The following is a 21,624-nucleotide window of genomic DNA, read 5'->3' as shown; positions in this document are numbered from 1 at the left end:
AGGGCTGCCCCGCAGGGCGCCAAGGCTCGGTGACGATCGTGGCCGGATCCCGTGTGCTGACTTGGCAGGTGGCGGCGATCAGTTTGCTGCAGTGACCAGCTTGGCGGGGGCCGGCGTGGGTCGCCTCGCTCCCCGTGCGTAGCGCCGCCCTTCGTGCAGGCAGAGCGCCGCGATGGCCGGGGAGCGATGTGGTTCAGTCCGGAGAGCACCGCTATGGCCGGGGAGCGATGTGCCACCCGCGAGACCCCGCGCCCGCTCCAGCGCGCGCACCCCTGCGGCACACTGGACCCATGCCCCAGCCGAGCGAGCCGCGTCCGCTGCTCGGCACCGAGCTCGAGTACGGCATCGCCGCCCCCGGACGCCCCGACCTCGACGCCGACGCGCTGGCCGCCCTCGTCGTCGACCACGCCGCCGTCCCCGCCACGACGCCCGTCAGCGACACCCACAACCGCACGCTTGGCAACGGCGGACGCCTCTACGTCGACCACGGCCACCCCGAGTATGCGACGCCCGAGGTGCGCTCCGCGTCCGACATCGTTCTCTACGAGGCGGCCGGGGACGCCCTGCTCGCCGAGGCCGCGGCGTCGGCGTCCGCCGCCTTGGGCGCCCCCGTCACGCTCTACCGCAACAACACCGATGGCAAGGGCCACAGCTACGGCTACCACGAGAACCTGCTGGTCAGCCGCGCCGTGGCATGGTCCGCCCTCGAGGCTGCCCTGCCAGCGGTGCTCGTCACGCGCACCCTGTTCGCCGGTGCCGGACGCGTCGGGCTCGGCCAGCGCAGCGAGGACGCCGGCTTCCAGCTCAGCCAGCGCGCCGACTTCTTCGTCCTCACCACCAGCCTCGACACCACGCGCGACCGCGGCCTGGTCAACACCCGCGACGAACCCCACGCCCGCCCGAGCCGCTGGCGCCGCCTGCACGTCATCACCGGCGACGCGCGCCGCAGCACCTTCGCGACGTGGCTGTCGGTCGGCACCCTCGGCCTGTGCGTCGCCGCGCTCGAGGAGGGCCTGCTGCCCACCCTCACCCTGGCCAACCCCACAGCAGCGTTCCGGACGGTCTCCCGCGACCCCACCTGCACCGCCCCGCTCCCGCTCACCGACGGTTCGGCGACCGCGATCGACATCCAGGAGCGCCTGGCCGACGCGGCAGGACGCCTACTCTACCGCCGGGAATTCATTGAGGGCGAGGCCCTGCTCCACGCCTGGATCGACGTCCTGGACGCCCTCCGGCGCGATCCCGCCACGCTCGCCGACCGCATCGACTGGATCGCCAAGCGCACCCTGCTGGACGCCCTTCGCGCCCGCGACCAGCTCGACTGGAGCGATCCCAAACTCACCGCCCTCGACCTCGCCTGGGCGTCCCTCACCCCTGGTGGCATCGTCGACACGGTCCGCACGGCCGGACGCCTCGTGCCTCCGCCGGACGCCGACGCCGTCCGCCACGCCACCGCCCACCCACCCCACGACACCCGCGCCGCGGTCCGCGGCCGGTGGATCGGCCAGCACCCCGAAGCCGTCCTCGCCGCCACCTGGGATTCGCTGCTCCTGCGCGACGACCGCGGCGCGCTGCACACCCTCGGCCTGCCCGACCCGTTCGCCGCCGGGGTCAGCTCACCGGCACCCACCGATCGGGCGGCGTCGGCGTCCATCGCTACACTGATCCGGGCCGAACAGCAGGCCCTCGCACAGGGAGGATCCAGGTGAGCGAACGCATCCAGCGCGAGCGTCGGGCGACGGCGCGGGCGTCCGAGCAGGAGATCCCCCAACCGCTGACGTCCACCGGCGACGCCGCCGGTCTCGACGCCCTGCTCGCCGAGATCGACACCGTGCTCGAGAGCGACGCGGAGGAATACGTCCGTTCATTCGTGCAGAAGGGCGGCCAGTGATCGAGGTCACCCTTTCGCCCGCCCTGGTCATCGGGACCGGCCTGGTGGGCGCGTCCGTCGCCCACGCGCTCACCGACGCCGGGGTCGAGGTCCACCTCACGGACGCCCGGGCCAGCCACGCGCTCGTCGCCGCCTCCCGCGGCGCCGGCACGATCGAGCCCATCGACCCCGAGGCCTGCCGGCTCGTCGTCGTCGCCGTGCCCCCCGGATCGCTCGCGTCCGTCATCGCCGATGCCCTCGAGCGCTACCCGCACGCCACCGTCACCGACGTCGGCTCGGTGAAAGGCGTGGTGCTGGCTGCCCTGCGCGCCACCGGTCTCGACCTCGCCCGCTACTGCGGCTCGCACCCCATGGCGGGCTCCCACAAGGCTGGCCCCCTCACGGCGCGGGCCGATCTGTTCGTCGACCGCACCTGGGTGATCACCCCGCACGACACCTCGGCCGCCCAGTCCGTGCTGACGGTGGAGCGCATCGCCGAGCTGTGCGGCGCCCGCATGGTGACGATGGGCGCCCAGCACCACGACGAGGCGGTCGGGCAGGTGTCCCACGTGCCGCAGCTGGTGAGCGCGCTGGTCGGCGGCGGGTTGCTCGACCTGCCCCCCGAGCACCTCCGCCTCGCAGGTCAGGGCCTGCGCGACGTCACCCGCATCGCCGGCTCCGACCCCCATCTGTGGCAGCAGATCATCGCCGCCAACGCCGGCGCCGTCCGCATCGAGCTGCAAGAGATCCACGCCTCGCTGGGCGAGCTCATCGAGGTGCTGGACGACCCGGACGCCGTCCACGCCTTTCTCGATCGCGGACGCCGCGGCGTGCGCGCGCTGCCCGGCAAGCAGGGTGCGGCGACGGCCTGGGTGCAGGTGGTCGTCGAGATTCCGGACGCCCCCGGTGCGCTCGCCAAGCTGTTCACCGACATCGAGGAGACCGGCGTCAACGTCGAGGACGTGACGATCGACCACGACGTCGACCGCCGCGTCGGCTGGTTGGCCGTCCACGTCGAGCCGACGGCCGCCACCCGCCTCAGCCGCGCGCTCACCGACGCGGGCTGGTCCGTGCGCCCCTGACACCGGCCGACGCACGTCGCCGCCCAGGGCGGCGTGCCGCCCCGGTGCGCCGCCCCAGTAGACTGCTCCGGTGCCGTCCGATCGACTCGTCATCGCCATCGACGGGCCCAGTGGGTCCGGCAAGTCGTCGACCTCCCGGGAGATGGCGCGCCGGCTCGGCCTGGCCTACCTCGACACCGGCGCCATGTACCGCGCGGTGGCCGTGGCGTTTCTGGACGCCGGCGTCGACCCTGCCGACACCGACGCCGTCATCGCGGCCACCACGGGCGCCGACATCGAGCTGTCCCTCGACCCCGACGAGAGTTGGGTCCGCGTCAACGGCCGCGACGTCACCGCCGAGATCCGCGAACCCCGCACCTCGGCCGTCGTCTCCACCGTCGCCCGCATCCCGCAGTGCCGCGCCGATCTCGTCGCCCGCCAGCGCGCCCTGATGGACGCCGCCCCCAGCGGTGTCGTCGCCGAGGGCCGCGACATCACCACCGTCGTCTACCCGGACGCCGACGTGCGCCTGTTGCTCACCGCGTCCGAGGAGGCCCGCCTGGCCCGCCGCGGCACCGAGCTCGGCGGACGCCTCAGCGCCAGCGAGCTGCGCGACCAGGTGCTGCGCCGCGACCGCGACGACTCGGCCCTCGTGGAATTCCAGACCGCCGCCGACGGCGTCCTGCTGCTCGACACCTCCGACCTGACGTTCGACCAGGTCGTGGAGGCCATCCTCACTCTCGTCAAGGAGTCCACCTCGTGAGCCTCAAACCCGTCCTGGCCGTCGTCGGCCGCCCCAACGTGGGCAAGTCGCAACTGGTCAACCGCATCCTCGGCCGCCGCGAGGCGGTGGTGCAGGACCTGCCCGGCGTCACGCGCGACCGGGTCTCCTACGACGCCAACTGGAACGGTCGCGAATTCGTCATCGTGGACACCGGAGGCTGGGCGTCCGACGCGGAGGGCATGGCCGCGCAGATCGCCGAGCAGGCCGAGCTGGCCATCGGTGCCGCCGACGCCGTGCTCTTCGTGGTGGACGCCACCGTGGGCACCACCGACGAGGACGAAGCCGTCGTCCGCGTGCTGCGCCGCTCGAAGAAGCCGGTGGTGCTCGCCGCCAACAAGGTGGACGACCAGCGGCTCGAGGCCGAGGCGTCCGGGCTGTGGAACCTGGGGCTGGGGGAGCCGTTCGCCGTCTCGGCGCTGCACGGCCGCGGGTCGGGTGACCTGCTGGACGCCGTCATCGCCGCCCTGCCCGAGGCACCGGCGGAGACGTTCGAGGAGACCGGCGGGCCGCGCCGCATCGCCATCGTCGGCAAGCCAAACGTGGGCAAGAGCTCGCTGCTGAACAAGCTCACCGGGCAGCAGCGCTCGGTGGTCGACAACGTCGCGGGCACGACGGTCGACCCGGTGGACGAGCTGGTCGAGCTGGGCGGCGAGGTCTACCGCTTCATCGACACGGCCGGGCTGCGCCGCCGCGTCAAGGAGGCGTCCGGCCACGAGTACTACGCGTCGTTGCGCACCCAGCAGGCGATCGAGCGGGCCGAGGTGTGCGTCGTCGTCATCGACGCCGCCGAGTCGATCTCCGACCAGGACCTCAAGATCTTGACCATGGCCGAGGAGGCCGGCAAGGCGATGGTCGTGGCCTACAACAAGTGGGATCTGACCGACGACGAGCGCCGCCGCTACCTCACCCGCGAGATCGAGCGGGACGTGCAAGCGTTCGCCTGGGCACCGACGGTGAACATTTCAGCACTGACGGGACGCAACGTCGACAAGCTCAAGAAGGCGATCGACGCCTCGCTCGCCGGGTGGGAGACGCGCGTCACCACCGGCCAGCTCAACGCCTTCCTCGGCCGCATCGCCGCGGCGCACCCGCACCCGGTGCGCAGCGGCAAGCAGCCGCGCATCCTGTTCGGCACGCAGGCGCAGAACTGCCCGCCCACCTTCGTGCTGTTCACCTCCGGCCAGATGGACCCGCAGTACCTGCGGTTCGTCGAGCGCCGGCTGCGTGAGGAATTCGGCTTCGTCGGCAGCCCCGTGGTGGTGCAGCTCCGCGCGCGGGAGAAGCGCAAGCGGTGAGTGGCCGCTGGCCGGCGACGCCGTTCCTCGCGGTGGACGTCGACGTGTTGGACGCCAACGTCGAGCGCGTGGCGGCCTGGGCGGACGCCCGAGCGGTCGCGCTGCGCCCGCACGTGAAGACGCACAAGTCGCCCGAGATCGCCCACCGCCAGGTGGAGGCCGGTGCGCACGGCATCACGGTGGCGACGCTGGGGGAGGCCGAGGTGTTCGTCCAGGACGGCTTCGACGACCTCTTCGTCGCCTACCCGCTGTGGGTGGACGACGATCGGCGTCGGCGGTTGGTGCGGCTGTGCGAGCGCGCGGCCGTGCGCGTCGGTTTCGATTCGCTGGACGCCGCACGCCGCCTCGCCGGGACGGGGGCGATCGGCGTCGTCGAGATCGACTCCGGTCATCACCGCACCGGTGTGGCGCCGGACGCCGCGGGCGAGCTGGCGGCGCGGGCGCAGGACGCGGGCTTGACCGTGGCCGGGGTGTTCACGTTTCCGGGACACTCCTATGGCTTGGGGGCCCGGGAGGCCGCTGCGGCGCAGGAGGCCGAGGCGCTGGCGTCCGCCGCCGCGTCGTTGCGGGCTGCGGGGGTGGAGCCGGACGTGATCAGCGGCGGCTCAACGCCCAGCCTGGCGGCAGCGGGGGAGGGGGCGACCGAGCTGCGGCCCGGGGTGTACGTGTTCAACGACGCCCAGCAGTGGGAGTTGGGTGCCTGCGCGCCCGAACAGATCGCGCTGACCTGTCACGCCACGGTGGTGAGCCATGCCGGCGGACGCCTCGTGCTGGACGCCGGCTCGAAGGCGCTGGGCGCGGATCGGGCGGCGTGGGCGTCCGGGTTCGGGCGCTTGCTGGACTTCCCGGACGCCCGAATCGTGTTGCTCTCGGAGCACCACGCGGTGGCTGACCTCGGTGGGGCGGCGTTGCCGGCGCTGGGGTCGACGGTGCGCCTGGTGCCCAACCACGCCTGCAACGCGGCGAATCTGGCCGAGGAGTTCGTGATCGTGCACGGCGGAGAACCCGTCGACACCTGGGCGGTCTCCGCCCGGGGCATGAACTCCTGAGCACGCACAACGCCCCCGCAAGGCCGTGGGGGCGGCATTGCGGGGGCGCTGCGGGTCAGGGCTGTCGCTCAGCGGCGCGGCTGCTCCTGGTTGTACCCGGCGGCCGTGGCGCCTCCGTCGTTGCCTCGATCGGTGGCGCGCAGGTCGCGTCCGTTCGCGGCGAGGTCGGGATCGGCGGCGACGAGGTCGGGGTTCGTCGTGACGTCACGGTCGGTGGTCCGCGTCGTGGTGGTCGTGCCCCTGTGGTCGTCGATCGGGTCGACGCCGACCGTCTCCGGGCGGCCGTCCACCACGTTGAGCAGCGGATCGCTGGCGACGCCGTCCACCACGGCACCCTCGGAGGGATCGGGACGGTCGCGCGCCACCAGGTCGGCGTCCTCGCCGGGTTCCACGTCGCGGTCGACGCGGTCGTCCGCCACGGTGTCGTCGGTGTTGAGGAAGCCTGTGTCCCCGTCGATCACCCCGCGGTCGTCGCGGACGGCGTCATCACGGCGACCGTCGTCGATGAGGCCGTCATCACGGGTGTCGCGGCGGTTGGCCGCAACCCCGGCGGCCAGGGCGTCGCTCTCAGGATGGTTTCCGGTCATGGTGCCTCCCTTGGCATCGTGTGCACTGGATGGCCAGCCTTTCCAAGTCGTCGGCCCTTGTCAAGGGTGGAACCTGGCCGGCATCGGACGCCGTCCGTCGCGGTCGCGGTGACCGTGCCCGGGGCGGACGCCATCTCGATGCGACAACCGACGCACCAGCCGCTAAGGTAGGACGCCGGTGAGACCTCCGGGTTTCGCCAGGCGGGCTGTAGCGCAGCTTGGTAGCGCACTTGACTGGGGGTCAAGGGGTCGCAGGTTCAAATCCTGTCAGCCCGACAATAAGCCCTGGTGAGAGTGGGGCTCTCACCGGGGCTTTGTCCTGTCCAAGGATGGACTTCCGTGGTCCCCCTCTGGTCCCCCTGGGGTGACGTCGAGCGCTCGCCTGTGGACAGTTAAACCGCCTCGACTCGCTGTCCTCTGGATAGGCGGACCAAAAGGGGACCAGAACGCCCGCGCAGCCACCCGCGCTGTCGCCGGCGCACATCACAGGCCTTTGGCTGAGGGGCCGCTGCTCCGGGCCTGTTTGCGCTGTCCCGGCGGCGGACAGGACGGCGTTGGCCTGCTCGGCTGCCGACGCAAGATGCCGGTCGCCCGGACGGAGATAGCCGCGGGTGGTCTCCATCGAGGCGTGGCCGAGGATGTCTTGGAGGACGTGCAGCGGGATGCCGGCGCCGGCCACCAGGTTGCTGCGGTATGGCGTAGGCCGTGGCGGGTGAGGTCGGGCAGTCCGAGCTTCACGACGATGCTGTCCCAGTTGGTGGCGTCGCGGACCACACGTCCTCGGCGTGAGCCGCCTGCGCAAGGTCCGCCACGTCATCCGCCCCGACCTGTACCCCAAGAAGCGAGCACTCCGATGAGCCTCATCCAGCACCACGCCCCCCGCCCCCGTCGGCCCCGGTTCGACCCCCACCACGTGGGGTGGCGGATCGGCCGCGCCCACCACCCGCGTGCCGGGGACCTGTGGTGCCCGTGGGACCGCACCTGCGGGGTGATCGGCCCCCAGGGCTCGGGCAAGACCCTCGACATCCTCGTCCCCGCCCTGCTCACCGCCCCCGGTGCAGCGTTGGTGACCCTCACCAAACCGGCCGACCTGCTGCTGTCGTGGCAGGCCCGCACCCGCGACGGCCGGCCCTGCCACGTCCTGGACCCGTTCGGCGCCGTCCCTGGCCTGCCCGAACTGGTGTGGAACCCGATCGACGGGTGCGTCGACCCGCTCGTGGCGGAACGCCGGGCGAAGGCGTTCACCGCCGGCACCGTCAAGGCCGGCGCCTCCGGCAGCGGTGATGCCGCAGCCCGGTTCTACGCCGCCGAGGCCGCCAAGGTGCTGCAGGGCTACTTCCACGCGGCCGCGCTCACCGGGCAGACCCTCGACGTCGTCCTGCGCTGGGTCGCGAACCCGCTCGCCACTCAGGAACCCGCCGAGATCCTGCGCGAGCACCCCGACGCCGCCCCGTTCTGGCACGGCCTGCTCACCGGCGCGCTCACCGGCGACGACCGCACCGCCGGGAACACGATCACCACCGTCCAGCAAGCGTTGACCTTGTTCTTCCAGCCAGACATCCGCCGTCGCTGCATGCTGCGTCCGGGGCATCCGGCCACCGACATCGCCGACATCATCCGGCGCGGGGGCACCATCTACCTGCTGGGACGCGAGGACCCCTACGCCAGCGCCAGCCCGCTGATGACCGCCCTGGCCGAACACGTCCTCGACACCGCCCTCGCCCTCGCCACGGCCAGCGAGCACAACAAGCTGTGCCCGCCGATGCTGGCCTGCCTCGATGAGTTGCCCTCGACCGCACCCCTGCCCACCCTCCGCATCCGGATGGCCAACGAACGAGCGTTGGGCATCTCGTTCATCTGGGCTGCACAGACGTGGCGGCAGCTCGCCGCCCTGTACGGCGAGCAGGAAGCCCGCGCCCTGCTCGGCCTGACCAACGTGCTGGTCATGTTCGGCGGCAGCAAGGACGGCGGGTTCAACCGAGAGATCTCCGAACTCGTCGGCAGCGTCCGCGTCGCCCGCACCACCTGGCAGACCGGCGGCAAGGGTGGCCGCAGCGTCAGCGGGGAGGACATGGCCATCCTCAAACCCGAGGAAGTCCGGCAGATCCCCACCAAGCAGGCCCTCGTCGTCCCCGAGAACGCACCCCCGATCATCGCCAAACTGTCGCGCTGCATCGAGGGCAAGACCGGACGCCAACTGTTGGCCGAACTCGACGCCACCCGCACCATCGTCGAGCGTGCGCGTGCTGACGAGGTCTCCATCGAGGCCCGCCAACTCGCCGCCCTGGCCAACGGACTCCTGAAGCGCGAGCACGCTCGTCTGCAGATCGAGGCCGGCCGCGAACTCCCGCACGAAATCGCGCCAGTCGTTTGGGTCGGCGTCTGACGCCGAGACGAGCGCGCGGGCGGCCAACGGCGCGAGTGGGTCGCTGGCGAGCGCGGCGAGGACCGGACCGGCGTCGTCGGCGCTGCCCAGTGCGGATGGGTGTGCTGTCCGGCCAGCATGCTCGGCGTCGAGGAGCGCGATCACTAATGGGTGGTCCACGCCGCGCCACCTCCTGTTACGCCCGCCGGTCGGATCAATCACCAGAGCGGTTCGTCGTGACCGGTCGGGGCGATGACCGCGTCCTGCGGCAACCTTCCCAGCGGAAGTGACTGGTCCGCGGACGTCGTCAGAACCTGCAGCCCGGGCGTGTCCGCGGCGGCCCCCACGAGCGCGTCCAACAGCGCGGCGGCATCCGAGTCCTGAACCTCCTCAGCCTTGAGGCTGTCCAACATCAACAGCCCGGGATGCGTCGCGATGCCCCGCCGGTGACCGACGCGCAGTAGCGCGAGGACCGTGGCGATCCGCAGCCGCAGCCGCTCGCCGGGCGACTGCGCGGAGAACCCGCCCGCCTCGGTGCCGCCCTTGGCAACCTTGAGCGCCGCCGAGCGGTTGATCCGGATCTCGGTCACCGATTCCATGCCGAAGCTGCGCGCCAAGACGGCGATCTCCTCGCCTAGCTCGTCGAACAACTCGCGGGACGCCTCGACGAGGTCGTCTTCGAGCTCTTTGACGAGCGCGGCGAGGACCGCATCAGCCGGGTCGACCGGCGCGAGGTCGTCCTTGGGCAAGACGGCGAGCGCTCCTTCCGCACGAGCGACAGCGAGTTCTAGCGAAGTGCGCTCGTCGACCTCGGCGGCTTCCCTTGCCTGGCGGAGTTCTGCCTCTGCCTCCGCAAGTCGCTCCGAGAGTTCGGCAGCCTCCGCCTGGGCGCGCTCAAGCGCCTCAAGTGCGGCAGCCTCGGCCCTCGATGACGCCTCGACCGCGGCAGCCAGCTCGTCTTCGGCTTCGCGCGCGGCCTCGACGTTATCGTCGGCGGCGATCGGTTGCGCACATACGGCGCAGGCGTGGCTCTCCGCCTCCCTAGCCTTGCGCTCGGCGGCGACCGGCGCTTCGCACCTGGGGCAAGCCGCCGGGTCGAGGCCATGAAACAGCGCCCACGCGACCGCTGACTCACGGTAGTCGTTGAGCGCTCGTTCGTCGTGTTGTCGGGCCGCGCGGGCCTGCCGGCACAGCGCGCTGGCGCCGGCCCAGTCTGCCTCCGCGTCAGCCAGCCGCCCGGCCAGCGCGGTCACGTCGGCGGCGGCCGCGGACGCCGACCGCGCGGGCAACCGCCGCGAGAGATGGTCCAGCCCTGCGCGCGCACGGTCGAGCGCTTCGAGCTGCTCGCGGCGGGCGTTACGCGCTACGGCCGCCGCCGCCTGTGCAGCCGCGTCCTCCTTCGTGCGGTTGCGCGCCGCGTCGCGAGCGGCCTTCACCCGGGTGAGTAGCGCAGCGCCGGGCAAGTCCAGAAACACCGTCAGTAGCCGTCCGGCCAGTCCCGCCATGACGGTCTCGCCGATGAGGGCGGAGTCGCGCCCTGCGGGCAGGTACAGCGCGCCGAAGTACGACGCCCACCGGTGGGTCTGCACGCCGCCTGTCTTGATCGCCGCGAGTAGCGGCTCCAGCGACAGGCGATCCAGCATGAACGCATCCACCGCGCGGGCGTACTCCTCGGCCGAGCCGGCCGTCAGCACGCTCCGGGATCCTGACGACCCGGGTATCAGACTGGCGAGGTCGTCAGCTTCCAGGATGGCACCACCGGCGACCGCGCCATCGCGCATCGCGACACGGAATCCGGTCGGTCTTCCGTTGATCTCGACGTCGCACTCGACGTCGCTGAGCCACGCGGCGACGTCTCGCTGGAGCTCGCGGGGTTCGCCGCGCAGGCACAGCGCAATCGCCTCAAGCAGCGTCGTCTTGCCCCGCAGGTTCGCGCCGACGGCCATAACAACCCCCGAGGGAAAGGCGAACGTCGCGTCAAACGGGCCGGTGCCCTGCGGACCGGCCTTCGAACCGCGCAGCCGGAGGCGGGCCACTCTCAGGGACCGGACGGTCGCGGGCACGTGCGAGTTGGGGACCGCGTGCGCAGCGAGAACCGCCTCGACGAGGGCCGGATCGGCCCCGCTGCGCGCCGCGACCCGACCGGCTAGCGGCGGGTGCTGCGGCCCCGTCACGCGGCACCCGCATGGCGGATCGCGATGAGGCGCCCGCGGACCCGGCTCGAGATCGCCCCGATCCGGGTGTTGTACGTCGTGTCGGCGTATTCCTGCTGCAGATACTGCTCATCCTTGAGCTCGGTGCCGCCCCGCCCGGCGGTCACCTCAACGAGCAGCGCCACGCGGTCGACGTAGTACTGCAGCACAGGCTCCTGGGCGACGATGTCGCGGGCGACCTGCCGGCCTAGCCCCGTCAAGTAGTAGTTATGCTGCCGGGTCCTGCCAGGAGTTCCCTCGCGACGCCGGAACACCAGACCCGCGCCGGCGAGCACGGACAGTGCAGAGTCGAGGGGCTCGTACGCGCCGAATCGGTAACGGAGCATCGGGTATCGGCGGACCTCCGGCTCCTCCGACGTCAGGATTCGCTCGGCATGATCCAGAAGCGCGACGTCACCGCCCTCCTCGAAGCGGTCAAGGAGCATGTTCGCGAAGTAGTCCGGGTTGCGGAGCCAGAAATCGAGCTTCTGCAGCAGAACCTGCGTACGCAGCACTCCGACCGCCCCGTCGGGCGCAGCAGGTGGCGGCGGGTCGCCGAGTGGCTCAGCGGCGCCGTCGACGAGGAGCAGCAGCCGGACTGCGTCCTGCATTCGGCTCGTTGTGGGGGTGACAGGCAAGCCAAGCTCGTGCGTCACACGGTGTCCATCCGTCGCATACCCGACATTCTGCCGCTTCCGACGGCGGGTGGGGCTGCAATCGCCGAGCAGCGTGGCGGCGAGGCGAGCGGTGCCCAACCTCGCGCCGCCACCATCGGTCTCCAAACGCGCTTGAACCTCGCGGCATGAGCGCGCTGTTCCTGATGTTGTGTTGGGCCGCTCGGCCCGCTGATCGGGTGTCCAACGGGGTGTACTCCATGGACGCCCCGAAACGGCTGCTGGCTTGAACGTAAACCCAAGCCTCCCGTGTGTGGATGTGATGGCTTGGTGGCGGGCTTCTGTGATCGCTCAGTGGCGGTGCAGGCGCGGTCAGGTGTCCGCCGTGGTGCGGTGCAGCTCGCGGTAGATGGTGGTGCGGGAGACGTTGAACAGCTCGGCGAGCTCGGCCTGGGTGTGCTCGCCAGCCGCGTGCAACGTCAACAGATGCTTGCGCTGAGAGGGCGAGAGCGTGGGCTTCTTGCCCTTGAGCTTGCCCTTGGATCTGGCGATGGCCATGCCCTCGCGGGTGCGCAGGCGGATGAGGTCCGCCTCGAACTCGGCCACCATGCCGAGCACGTTGAACAGCAACCGGCCGACGGCGTCGTTGGGGTCGTAGACGCTGCCTCCGAGACTGAGCGCCACTCCCTTGATGGTGAGCTCGTCCGCGATGTCCCTCGCGTCCGGGAGCGAGCGGGCCAGCCGGTCGAGCTTGGTCACCACCAGGGTGTCGCCGTCCCGGGTCGCGGCCAGCGCTTCGCGCAGCCCGGGCCGGGCGCGGGTCGTTCCCGTCAGGCCGTGGTCGAAGTAGATGTTCTTGCTCTCGACTCCGAGGCGCTCAAGCGCTTCCCGTTGGGCGGAGAGATCTTGCTCGAGAGTCGAGACGCGCGCGTAGCCGACATGCATGTCCCCATTGTTGCAGTTAGCCTCCCTTCACCGCCCATGTCACCGTACGGGTCTTGCGTACATGGCGATCCCTCGTAAGGAGTCGTCGAGGAGGAAGCTCTCTCGACGTACGGTGAAGGTTCCCCTTACGGGCATGCGATCTGGGCTGACGCCTGTGACCGAGTGTTCAGTGCGCGCTGTATAGTTCAGTCCATGCTGACTATTGCTTCGCGTCTCGACGTGATGAACCGCCTGGGTCGTGCACTGGCCGACCCCACTCGATCCCGGATCATCTTGACCCTGCTCGACCATCCCGCTTACCCGGCGGAACTGGCCCGAGATCTGGACCTGACACGCCCGAACGTGTCCAACCACCTGGCATGCCTGCGCGATTGCGGGATCGTCGTCTCCGAGCCCGAGGGTCGTCGGACACGATATGAGATCGCCGATTCGCACCTGGCGCAGGCGCTGACGGCACTGGTCGATGCCACCCTGGCAGTGGACGAAGACGCCCCGTGCATCGATCCCGCCTGCTCGCTTCCCGGATGCGACGCAGCTGGGGTGGGCGCATGATCCTCACCTCGGTCTTGCAGGCGATGGGCCTGTTCGCAGCGACCAACATCGACGACATCATCGTGCTCTCCCTCTTCTTCGCGCGAGGGGCAGGCCAGCGCGGCACTACCGCCCGCATTCTGGCCGGCCAGTACCTCGGATTCGCCGGCATCCTCGGTGCCGCGGTCCTAGTGACCATCGGTGCCGGAGCATTCCTGCCCTCGGCAGCCATCCCGTACTTCGGTCTCATCCCTCTGGGCCTCGGCCTCTGGGCCGCATGGCAGGCCTGGCGCGGAGACGATGACGACGATGACGACGAGGCCAAGGTTGCCGGCAAGAAGGTCGGCGTGTGGACAGTCGCAGGCGTCACCCTTGCCAACGGCGGCGACAACATCGGCGTCTACACCCCTGTCTTCCTCAGCGTGGAACCTCTCGCAGTAGTCGCCTACTGCATCGTCTTCCTCGCGCTCGTCGCGGTCCTGGTGGCCCTGGCAAAGGTCGTCGCCACCCGCCCCCCGATCGCCGAAGTGCTCGAACGCTGGGAGCACATCCTCTTCCCCATCGTTCTCATCGGCCTCGGCATCGTGATCCTCGTCAGCGGCGGAGCCTTCGGACTCTGACGTAGCGGCACCGATTCAAACGGCCCCGACCGGGCGCACCCCTCTCGGTTCAGACCGCGACACCTACCTGCAGCCAGTCCTGCGTGATCGCGGCAACAAGACCGCCACGGAGCGCTGCAAAAACCCCGCCACCAAGCGAACGAAGCCACAGCCTCACCTCCATCGTTGCCGCTGAGTGTTGCGCTAGAGTCCCCAGCAAGGTCAAAGCCACACACTTGCTCGAAGGTCTAAACATGCCGCCACACGGAGAGACGGTTGGATACGTCCGCGTCTCCAGCACTGACCAGAATCTTGCTCGGCAGCTCGAAGCGATCGGCAAGGTGGACCGCCTGTTCCACGACAAGATCACCGGTAAGTCCCGCGCCGACCGCAACGGACTACGCGACTGCCTGGCCTACATCCGCGATGGAGACACCGTCCTGGTGGCCTCCATGGACCGCCTCGCCCGCTCTCTCATCGACCTGCAGCAGATCGTCGACGAGATCCTCACCAAAGGCGCAGCCGTCACCTTCCTCAAGGAGAAGCAGAGCTACCGCCGCGCCAACCAAGACCCCATGGGCCGACTCCTGCTCCAGATCCTCGGTTCCTTTGCCGAGTTCGAACGCAACCTGATCCGCGAACGCCAAGCTGAAGGCATCAAGCTCGCCAAAGAGGCCGGCAAGTACGCGGGCCGCCGTCGCGCGCTGACCCCAGACCAAGTGGTGCACGCTCGCGAGCAGATTGCGCTCGGCGTCCCCAAGGCACACATCGCGCGGCAACTCGGCGTTGATCGAACCACGCTGTACCGGAGCTTGGCCGCGGAAGTGCCAGCAGCCTCGCGGAAGGATCCACATGACCAGTAGCACGGCCAGACGGCGTCCAAAGGCTGTCGGTGCTGACTGGCAGAGTGGCTCCCATGGGTAGGCATGAGGGGCGTCTCGAACTGACGTGGACCAACAAAGACAAAACGCTCCTGTCCACCGGCGACGGCCGCTACGACTACACGTTCGTCGACCCGTCGGACCGCCGCGTAGCCGAGGTCCGCCTATTGCATGAGGTGGACCGGGTTGAAGCGCCTACCCCGACGGAACGCCCCTCTGAGCTGCCGACTCCCACCTCCGACAATCTGCTCATCACGGGTGACGCGATGCACGCCCTCGATGCACTAGCAAAGATTCCGGAGTACGCCGACCGGTACCTCGGCCAAGTGAAGCTGGTCTACATCGACCCGCCCTTCAACACCGGGCAAGCCTTCGCCAACTACGAGGACGGCATCGAGCACTCGATCTGGCTCACCATGCTCCGAGACCGTCTGAAGCAGCTGAAGCCGCTGTTGGCGCGGGACTCGTCGGTTTGGCTCCACCTAGATGACACCGAGGTCCATCGTTGTCGCGTCGTGATGGACGAGGAGTTGGGATCCGAGAACTTCGTCGCTGAAGTGGTGTGGCAGAAGGTCACCTCCCCCCGAAACGACAGCACCGGGATCTCGGGATCCCACGACGTCATCTTGGTTTACCGCGCCACGGATGCTTGGCGGCCCAATCGTGTCGCTCGTCTCGCTGCGTCGAATACGACACGTTACCGATCGCGTGACGGTGACCCGGTGCCGTGGCGCGATGGCGATGCCACCGCGGGCAAGGCGGCGACTAACCACCCTATGGTCTATGCGATCCAACACCCAGTCACCGGCGGCCTCATGTACCCGACACCTGGCCGATGCTGGGGCAAAGCCCAGTCCTGGTTCCTCGAACAGATGAACGAGTATGCGAACTACGAGTTGCGTGACATCGGCGACGAAACCCAGAGGGCAATGATCTGCGGCACGACCCCGGACCTGGTGAAGGCCGGGGTGCCAGCCATCATGCTCCTGGACCCGGTCGAGGACTCGGCGCGCAGCGCGAGGGCGCGGCACGCCGAGGGGATGTGGCCTGAGCTGGTCTTCCTGAACATCGAGAAGGAGCGCATTCAGAGGAAGAAGCACCTGGTCGACGAGGGCCGCGTGCCGGAGACCCTCTGGCAGTCATCGGAGGTTGGCGGCTCCCTGAGAGGAAAGAACCAGGTCCGCAGCCTTTTCCCAAACCAAAGCGTCTTTGCCACCCCGAAGCCTGAGGAACTGCTTGAGCGCATCATCCACATCGCCTCAAGTCCTGGGGACCTCGTGCTCGACTGCTTCGCAGGATCTGGCACTACGGCCGCAGTAGCGCACAAGCTTGGACGACGTTGGGTCACCAGCGAACTCCACGCAGCGACGGTGAAAGCCTTCACCAAGCCTCGCTTACGGATGGTGATCGAGGGGACAGATACGGGGGGCGTGAGCCGGGTGACCAGACGGGAGGCTGACTCGGACGTAGAGTTGCCCGACGGACTGAGCGCCGCACAGGCGCACGAGTTCAATCGTCTCTTGACCAGAGTTCTTCAATCAGAGTTTGTGAAGATGACGCCAGACGTCCTCCGGTCCATCCGAGCCGCGACCCGCACACACGATGTGACCTCGGTGGTTTGGCACGGCGGAGGTGGATTCTCGCACGTCGAGGTTGGACCCTCGATGTTCGAGGAGATCGGTGGCATGGTCATGTTGGCCGAGTGGGCGACCCATGGCGCTCTGTCCGAGGCAATGTGTGCCCAGCTCAGCGCGCGCTACGAACCCGACGGCATCTTTGCAGGCCGGCAGGGCAGACGACGGCTCGCAGTAATCGACGGCATGGTCGGCGTGGGCACCATCGACGCCATCGTCGAGCAGTTGGCCGACGGTGAGAACGTCGAAGTGTGGGCCACTCAGATCGACGACGGTGCGGCAACACGGTTGAAGGAATTGCGTCCGGGTTCGCGCGTTTACCGCATCCCGAGCGCCGTGCTGGACACATACCGGCGCAGCAAGGCCGACAGGACGCCGTTCGGCGGGCAGCGAGTGGAGGAGGGCTGATGGGCGACCTGAACGTGGACCGCGAACTGTTGGACGAGGTCGCGGAACGGCTCGATCTTCGTCAAACGAACCGGCGCGCTGTCGAGACCGTCCTTCTTCGAACGTCGCTGCATTACGACCTCGACGGGAACGACAGTGTGTTCGAGTGCATCGTCGACGCCGCGACCGGTGTCGGGAAGACATACGTTCTGGCCGGATTGATCGAGTACCTGGCGTTGGCGGACCCGCCGGCTCGCAACTTTCTCGTGATGGCGCCAGGCCGAACGATCAGGAACAAGACGATCCGAAACTTCACTCCGGGCGACAAGAAGTCACTTACGCCGGGCATGCGATCGGTGCCCTTCCTGGTTACCGCCGACAACTTCGACAGTCCCGCAACTCGTGCTGTGATGGAGGATCCGACGCGCACCAAGGTGTACGTGTTCACGGTGCAGGCGCTCACGTCTGCAACGGGGGAGGGACGAGCCACCCACGAGTTCCAGGAGGGCTTGGGCACGTCATTCTACGAGTGGCTGGCACGGCAGGACGACCTGGTCATCTTCGCTGACGAACACCACTGCTACCGCGGACCAGCGTTCTCTCGCACCATTCGCGAGCTGAATCCCGAACTCGTCGTAGGACTGACCGCGACCCCGGAAAGGGCTGACGAGAAGTTGGTCGTCTACCGATACCCGCTGGCTGCGGCGATCGCTGACCAACTCGTCAAGACACCCGTCGTGGTCGGCCGGCGGGACGACCGCAACGACGCAGAGACGAAGCTCCTTGACGGTGTCAGCCTGCTGCGAAAGAAGGAACGCGTCCTGAGCCGATACTGCGAGGAGAACGGGCTCGATCCGGTGAACCCGGTGATGCTCGTAGTAGCGCGCAACATCGAAGAGGCTCACGAATTCCGCGACGTACTCGACTCTGCCGATTTCGACGGGGGCGCTTGGGTGAACCGCACCCTTCTGGTCCACTCCAGACTGACCGGCGACGCCAAGGAGCAGGCTCTTGCTGACCTGGACGCCGTTGAAGACCCCGACTCGCCGGTACGAGTCATCATCAACGTGGGAATGCTGAAGGAGGGCTGGGACGTCAAGAACGTCTACGTCGTCGCCTCCATGCGAGCCTCGGTGTCCGAGGTCCTCACCGAGCAGACCCTGGGGCGCGGCCTACGGCTGCCGTTCGGCAGCTACACAGGCATCGAGTTCCTCGACACCCTCGAGGTCCTCGCCCACGAACGCTACGAGGCTCTGCTGGAGAAGCGGAACGTCCTGAATCAAAGCTTCGTCGACTACTACACCTACGCCGAAACCCGCACCCGACCAGACGGCACATTGACCGTCACCACCAAGGTCGAAGAAGTCACCGCTGACGTGTTGCCCGGCTTCGATTCACCCCTCGCAGCCCAGTCCGGTCGGACTACGGCTTCGCCTTCGTCCCCCGGCGCGGCGCAGCCGACGTCCATCGTCGACAGCGACACCCGCCAAGCCCAAGCCGACGATGAGGCGCAGGACGAAGCTCAACTTCGCGAGTACCTTCCTCTGGTGGGCCGCGAACCGATCCTGATCCCCAAGGTGAAGTCGGTTCCGGTGCCCGCCCACGTGAGCCTCAACGACATCGACACCGACGAGTACACACGATTCGACCGGCTCGGCAAAGCACTCACCACCGAGCTGTCCACCGACCTGCGACGCACCAAGATCGTGGCCAAACGTGTCAGCGATCGTGCCGTCAAGGTCGGAGTGGAGGCAGCGACTGACGAGATCAGCGCAACCTTCGTGATGGACGTCCCGCTGGAGGCATCCCGCCAGATGCTCCTGGAACACGTCATGGCCGTGAAGGGCGTCGCGCAACGCCCCGCGGAGATCGGTGCAGCCCAACGCATCGTCGCGCGCGTCATCGACGCGATGGGCGAGGACGCCGCGCCCAGCCTCTCCGCGTTCGGGGAACGCTGCGCGCAACGCCTCCAAGCGGAAGTCTCGTTGGCGCTACGCGATGCCAGCAACGCCCAGGTCAGCTACGAGGACAAGGTGGAACTCGTCCCCCTCGAGAAGGTCCGCGCCGCTCGCAAGCGCCAACTCGACGGACACCCGGACGGCGGCTTTGACCGCAACGTCGCCTTCAACGGCTGGGAACGCAACCTGTACTCCAACGCGTGGTTCGACACCAAGCCCGAGTATCGAGCGGCGAACGCGATCGACGAGGCCAAGAGCGTGATCGTCTGGGCGCGGCTTCACCGCAACGACATCCCGATCACCTGGACCGCAGACGGACGTCAGTACAACCCCGACCTCGTCGTCATCGAGGAAATTGACGGACGCCCCCACGGATGGCTCGTCGAAACCAAGGCTGACAAAGACATCACAACCGAAGAAGTCCTTGGCAAACGTCGGGGCGCCCGCCGGTGGACAAACGTTGTCAACTCATCGCCTGAAGTCCGGGACGTCGAGTGGCACTATCTGCTGCTGGCGGAGCGCGACGTTAGCGATGCGCAAGGATCGTGGGACCAGATGAAGGGATTCGGGCGATGACACTGACGCACCTGGTCCGACCCTGGCTCGGTAACGCCTGTCAGGTGCTCCCGCTGGCCATCCAGATGGGAAAGGATGGCCACCGTGTCGTGGGACCTCGACTCGTTCGACGATGACGCCGATGAAACGACGTGGATGCAGGGGCGACTCAGCGGCCACACATACGTCTCCCGGGGCTTCCCATTGAAGCGGTCAGGGTCCGACGACGACGGCAAGCCGGCTCGATTCATCACCAAGGTTTTTGATGGCGATGGCTGCGAATCTGGGACCGTCGAAGTTGATGGCGCTGTCTGGCCCGTGGCGTCGTCCCCGGCTGGTCGCTCGCAGGTGAAGCTTCTGGTGGCGGGGTCTTCTGACCGGATCAAGGACCTATGGATTCAGAAGTTGACCACCACCAAGGACGGCGCGACCAAGGCTGGGAGCGTGCTGCACCTAAGAAGCGAAGACGCCCAAGCGCTCGCGCAGCTCTTTCGCAACCTTCCTTACTTCCCGATCGAGGGTGAGCTCACAACGAGACTGGATGATGATGTCGTCCGCAGGCTCTTCGCCGATCCCACTGCGCTCGCCGGTTACGACCTGGATCCAGAGGTCCTGAGGACTCTGATCGCTCAGGACGCGAATGCGAAGGACATTGTTGCCACTGCTGGTCGCCGGGCCGCAGTGGCCCACTTCCGTAATCTCCTCCAGGATGAGGACGCATTCGCAGCTGAACGGGAACGGTTGGGCGCACATGGAGACGAGCCCGTCTGGCAGCGCTTCTTCGAAGACAACCCATGGATCTTAGGAGTGGGTCTTTCCACCCAGTTTCTCACTTCATGGAACGCTGATCGTCTTGAGCAAGTGGTCAGTGGCTACTCGATCTCGGGCCGAGGAAAGAGAACCGACGGCCTTCTCCGCACGGCAGGCATCATTCGCTCAATGGTCTTCGCGGAGTTCAAGACCGCGAGATCTGGTCTGCTGGAAGCTCGAGAGTATCGCCCAGGGTGCTGGCCCCCTTCGAAAGAACTGACCGGGGGAGTCAGCCAAGTCCAAGCGACAGTACACGCGGCCATTTCCGACATCGGACATCGGATTGCGAGTTTGGGCCCAGACGGGGCGGAAGTTCCAGGAGACTGGACGTACTTGTACCAGCCCAGGTCCTTCCTCGTGATCGGTACCCACTCGGAGTTCGTTGGTGATCAAGGAGGTCACCGGTTGGACAAAATTCGTTCTTTTGAGCTATATCGTCGAAGCCTCAACTCGCCCGAGGTGGTTACCTTCGACGAACTCCTAGCCCGTGCCGAGTGGATCGTGAGTCTCGAGCCCGATGAAGAGAGGATTCAATGACGTCCATGGGCCAGGAACCCTTCGGCCCCTCTCGGTTGTCAGGGCGTCCGGCACCGCACCTAGCGGCTCACTTGCTCGACGCCGCAGTCCACCACGCACGTGGCTGCTTCATGGGATTCGACGGCGAGGCCATGGCGGTCGGCTTGGAGCGCGCGTACCACGCCGGCGCGTTCGTCGAATTCCTCAGCAAGGCTACAGTTGCTGCAGTTGCGCCTGCTCTACTCGTGGAACCAAACGATCTTGAGTCCCAAGCCGCTGTTCTTCGATTAGGTGGGTCTGTCGATCCCACCGCGATGGCGAACATGCGAACGATCGCTGCGATGCGAGCGCTTCAGATGTCGGAGGCTGCCACGTGTCGCCCTAAGTCAGAGGCGGCGCGAAGGATCCTTAGTCTCCGCAACGGCGCCGTTCACATGGCCATCACTCCAGCTGACGAACTCGAGATTCCGGATCTTCTTGCTGCATGGATTCGCATGGTGTTCCCAGTCGTCGGGCTCACTGAGGACGACTTCTTGGGAGAGGAAGTCGCGAAGGTCATGGCAGAAGCATTCGGAGATCTGCAGGTTCGCACCAGGAAGAAGATCAAGGAGGCGGGCGATAGGTTTCACTCTTGGTTCGACGGTAAGAATCCAACGCAACAGGCCCTTATTCGCGCGGCTAAGGAGGATCTAGCTAAGGCTCCGAGGCACGATTACTTGGAGCAGATTGGCTGCCCTGCCTGCGACAGTCAGGCGTGGCTTTTGGGCCAACTTGACGTCTGGGGTGAGTACGAAGGGCCTGGCGAGACCAGCCTGGAGTGGGCAATTGCGATGGAGCTGTTGTGTGGTGTCTGTGGCTTGGAACTGGACGAGGTGGAACTCGCGGCGATCGGGATTGAGCCTCAACCGGACTGGGACATATAGGGTGGCCTTCCTCCGCGATTCAATAGGGCTCACTCCCATGATCTGACCCTCTGGCGGGCGCTGCCACA

Annotated in this window: 18 protein-coding genes and 1 tRNA gene; 15 read left to right on the top strand and 4 right to left on the bottom strand. The window is 67.9% G+C overall.

Going from position 1 to position 21,624, the window contains the following annotated elements; all coding sequences use genetic code 11:
- Positions 1-290: 290 nt before the first annotated feature.
- The 6 genes from PCC79_RS08745 (at position 291) to PCC79_RS08720 (ending at position 6,059) form a co-directional block, all read left to right on the top strand.
- Positions 291-1,709, top strand: a complete 1,419-nt coding sequence (locus PCC79_RS08745; RefSeq protein WP_342371602.1) for a proteasome accessory factor PafA2 family protein — start codon at positions 291-293, stop codon at positions 1,707-1,709.
- Positions 1,706-1,891: a ubiquitin-like protein Pup gene (locus PCC79_RS08740; RefSeq protein WP_232547895.1), complete on the top strand. Its 186-nt coding sequence runs from the start codon at positions 1,706-1,708 to the stop codon at positions 1,889-1,891. The genes PCC79_RS08745 and PCC79_RS08740 overlap by 4 nt, the downstream gene beginning before the upstream one ends.
- Complete coding sequence (locus PCC79_RS08735) at positions 1,888-2,952, top strand: prephenate dehydrogenase (protein WP_232547896.1); 1,065 nt, start codon at positions 1,888-1,890, stop codon at positions 2,950-2,952. Before PCC79_RS08740 ends, PCC79_RS08735 begins: the two co-directional genes overlap by 4 nt.
- A 70-nt stretch (positions 2,953-3,022) precedes the next feature.
- Complete coding sequence (gene cmk, locus PCC79_RS08730; RefSeq protein ID WP_342371601.1) at positions 3,023-3,694, top strand: (d)CMP kinase; 672 nt, start codon at positions 3,023-3,025, stop codon at positions 3,692-3,694.
- Positions 3,691-5,010: a ribosome biogenesis GTPase Der gene (gene der / locus PCC79_RS08725; protein ID WP_232547898.1), complete on the top strand. Its 1,320-nt coding sequence runs from the start codon at positions 3,691-3,693 to the stop codon at positions 5,008-5,010. Before cmk ends, der begins: the two co-directional genes overlap by 4 nt.
- On the top strand, positions 5,007-6,059 hold the full coding sequence (locus PCC79_RS08720; RefSeq protein WP_232547899.1) for an alanine racemase: 1,053 nt from the start codon (positions 5,007-5,009) through the stop codon (positions 6,057-6,059). The genes der and PCC79_RS08720 overlap by 4 nt, the downstream gene beginning before the upstream one ends.
- A 68-nt stretch (positions 6,060-6,127) precedes the next feature.
- Here the strand turns inward: PCC79_RS08720 and PCC79_RS08715 are convergent, their stop codons facing one another.
- A complete protein-coding gene (locus PCC79_RS08715; RefSeq protein WP_232547900.1) occupies positions 6,128-6,646 on the bottom strand; it encodes a hypothetical protein in 519 nt (172 codons plus the stop codon).
- A 202-nt stretch (positions 6,647-6,848) separates the two neighbouring features.
- Here PCC79_RS08715 and PCC79_RS08710 point away from each other — a divergent pair.
- Positions 6,849-6,922: transfer RNA gene (locus PCC79_RS08710), tRNA-Pro, on the top strand.
- Positions 6,923-7,499: 577 nt separating this feature from the next.
- Positions 7,500-9,032, top strand: coding sequence for a type IV secretory system conjugative DNA transfer family protein (locus PCC79_RS08705; RefSeq protein ID WP_342371600.1), 1,533 nt, complete (start codon positions 7,500-7,502; stop codon positions 9,030-9,032).
- 197 nt (positions 9,033-9,229) lie between these two features.
- On the opposite strand, the gene PCC79_RS08700 is transcribed toward PCC79_RS08705, so the two are convergent.
- The 3 genes from PCC79_RS08700 to PCC79_RS08690 all read right to left on the bottom strand — a co-directional run bounded on the left by PCC79_RS08700 (position 9,230) and on the right by PCC79_RS08690 (position 12,762).
- On the bottom strand, positions 9,230-11,047 hold the full coding sequence (locus PCC79_RS08700) for a hypothetical protein (protein ID WP_232550194.1): 1,818 nt from the start codon (positions 11,045-11,047) through the stop codon (positions 9,230-9,232).
- Positions 11,048-11,181: 134 nt separating this feature from the next.
- Positions 11,182-11,814 carry a hypothetical protein gene (locus PCC79_RS08695; RefSeq protein ID WP_232550195.1) on the bottom strand — a complete coding sequence of 211 codons (633 nt, stop codon included), beginning with the start codon at positions 11,812-11,814 and terminating at the stop codon, positions 11,182-11,184.
- A 375-nt stretch (positions 11,815-12,189) separates the two neighbouring features.
- Positions 12,190-12,762, bottom strand: a complete 573-nt coding sequence (locus PCC79_RS08690) for a recombinase family protein (RefSeq protein WP_232550196.1) — start codon at positions 12,760-12,762, stop codon at positions 12,190-12,192.
- Between the two features lie 192 nt (positions 12,763-12,954).
- On the opposite strand from PCC79_RS08690, the gene cmtR reads away from it, so the two are divergent.
- The 7 genes from cmtR to PCC79_RS08655 all read left to right on the top strand — a co-directional run bounded on the left by cmtR (position 12,955) and on the right by PCC79_RS08655 (position 21,556).
- Positions 12,955-13,314 (top strand): Cd(II)/Pb(II)-sensing metalloregulatory transcriptional regulator CmtR, encoded by a 360-nt coding sequence (cmtR, locus tag PCC79_RS08685; RefSeq protein ID WP_038992393.1) that lies wholly within the window; start codon positions 12,955-12,957, stop codon positions 13,312-13,314.
- A complete protein-coding gene (locus tag PCC79_RS08680; RefSeq protein WP_232550197.1) occupies positions 13,311-13,913 on the top strand; it encodes a cadmium resistance transporter in 603 nt (200 codons plus the stop codon). Before cmtR ends, PCC79_RS08680 begins: the two co-directional genes overlap by 4 nt.
- Before the next feature lie 233 nt (positions 13,914-14,146).
- Positions 14,147-14,755, top strand: a complete 609-nt coding sequence (locus PCC79_RS08675) for a recombinase family protein (protein ID WP_232550198.1) — start codon at positions 14,147-14,149, stop codon at positions 14,753-14,755.
- Positions 14,756-14,808: 53 nt separating this feature from the next.
- Positions 14,809-16,815, top strand: a complete 2,007-nt coding sequence (locus PCC79_RS08670) for a site-specific DNA-methyltransferase (protein ID WP_232550199.1) — start codon at positions 14,809-14,811, stop codon at positions 16,813-16,815.
- Positions 16,815-19,328, top strand: a complete 2,514-nt coding sequence (locus tag PCC79_RS08665; protein ID WP_232550200.1) for a DEAD/DEAH box helicase — start codon at positions 16,815-16,817, stop codon at positions 19,326-19,328. Before PCC79_RS08670 ends, PCC79_RS08665 begins: the two co-directional genes overlap by 1 nt.
- A gap of 84 nt (positions 19,329-19,412) precedes the next feature.
- Positions 19,413-20,654, top strand: coding sequence for a Shedu immune nuclease family protein (locus PCC79_RS08660; protein ID WP_232550201.1), 1,242 nt, complete (start codon positions 19,413-19,415; stop codon positions 20,652-20,654).
- Positions 20,655-20,725: 71 nt separating this feature from the next.
- Positions 20,726-21,556 (top strand): hypothetical protein, encoded by an 831-nt coding sequence (locus PCC79_RS08655; protein WP_232550202.1) that lies wholly within the window; start codon positions 20,726-20,728, stop codon positions 21,554-21,556.
- Positions 21,557-21,624 lie beyond the last annotated feature (68 nt).

This window comes from Propioniciclava soli, from assembly GCF_038502305.1.
GTDB classification, from domain to species: Bacteria; Actinomycetota; Actinomycetes; order Propionibacteriales; family Propionibacteriaceae; genus Propioniciclava; species Propioniciclava soli.
This window is presented reverse-complemented; position numbering and strand designations above follow the sequence as displayed.

Bases quoted from the DNA above. Each gene is read 5' to 3' on its own strand.
- PCC79_RS08670 (WP_232550199.1), top strand. From the start codon at position 14,809: ATGGGTAGGCATGAGGGGCGTCTCGAACTGACGTGGACCAACAAAGAC.
- PCC79_RS08715 (WP_232547900.1), bottom strand. From the start codon at position 6,646: ATGACCGGAAACCATCCTGAGAGCGACGCCCTGGCCGCCGGGGTTGCG.
- PCC79_RS08690 (WP_232550196.1), bottom strand. From the start codon at position 12,762: ATGCATGTCGGCTACGCGCGCGTCTCGACTCTCGAGCAAGATCTCTCC.
- PCC79_RS08665 (WP_232550200.1), top strand. From the start codon at position 16,815: ATGGGCGACCTGAACGTGGACCGCGAACTGTTGGACGAGGTCGCGGAA.
- cmtR (WP_038992393.1), top strand. From the start codon at position 12,955: ATGCTGACTATTGCTTCGCGTCTCGACGTGATGAACCGCCTGGGTCGT.
- PCC79_RS08695 (WP_232550195.1), bottom strand. From the start codon at position 11,814: ATGCAGGACGCAGTCCGGCTGCTGCTCCTCGTCGACGGCGCCGCTGAG.
- PCC79_RS08705 (WP_342371600.1), top strand. From the start codon at position 7,500: ATGAGCCTCATCCAGCACCACGCCCCCCGCCCCCGTCGGCCCCGGTTC.
- PCC79_RS08745 (WP_342371602.1), top strand. From the start codon at position 291: ATGCCCCAGCCGAGCGAGCCGCGTCCGCTGCTCGGCACCGAGCTCGAG.
- PCC79_RS08680 (WP_232550197.1), top strand. From the start codon at position 13,311: ATGATCCTCACCTCGGTCTTGCAGGCGATGGGCCTGTTCGCAGCGACC.
- PCC79_RS08675 (WP_232550198.1), top strand. From the start codon at position 14,147: ATGCCGCCACACGGAGAGACGGTTGGATACGTCCGCGTCTCCAGCACT.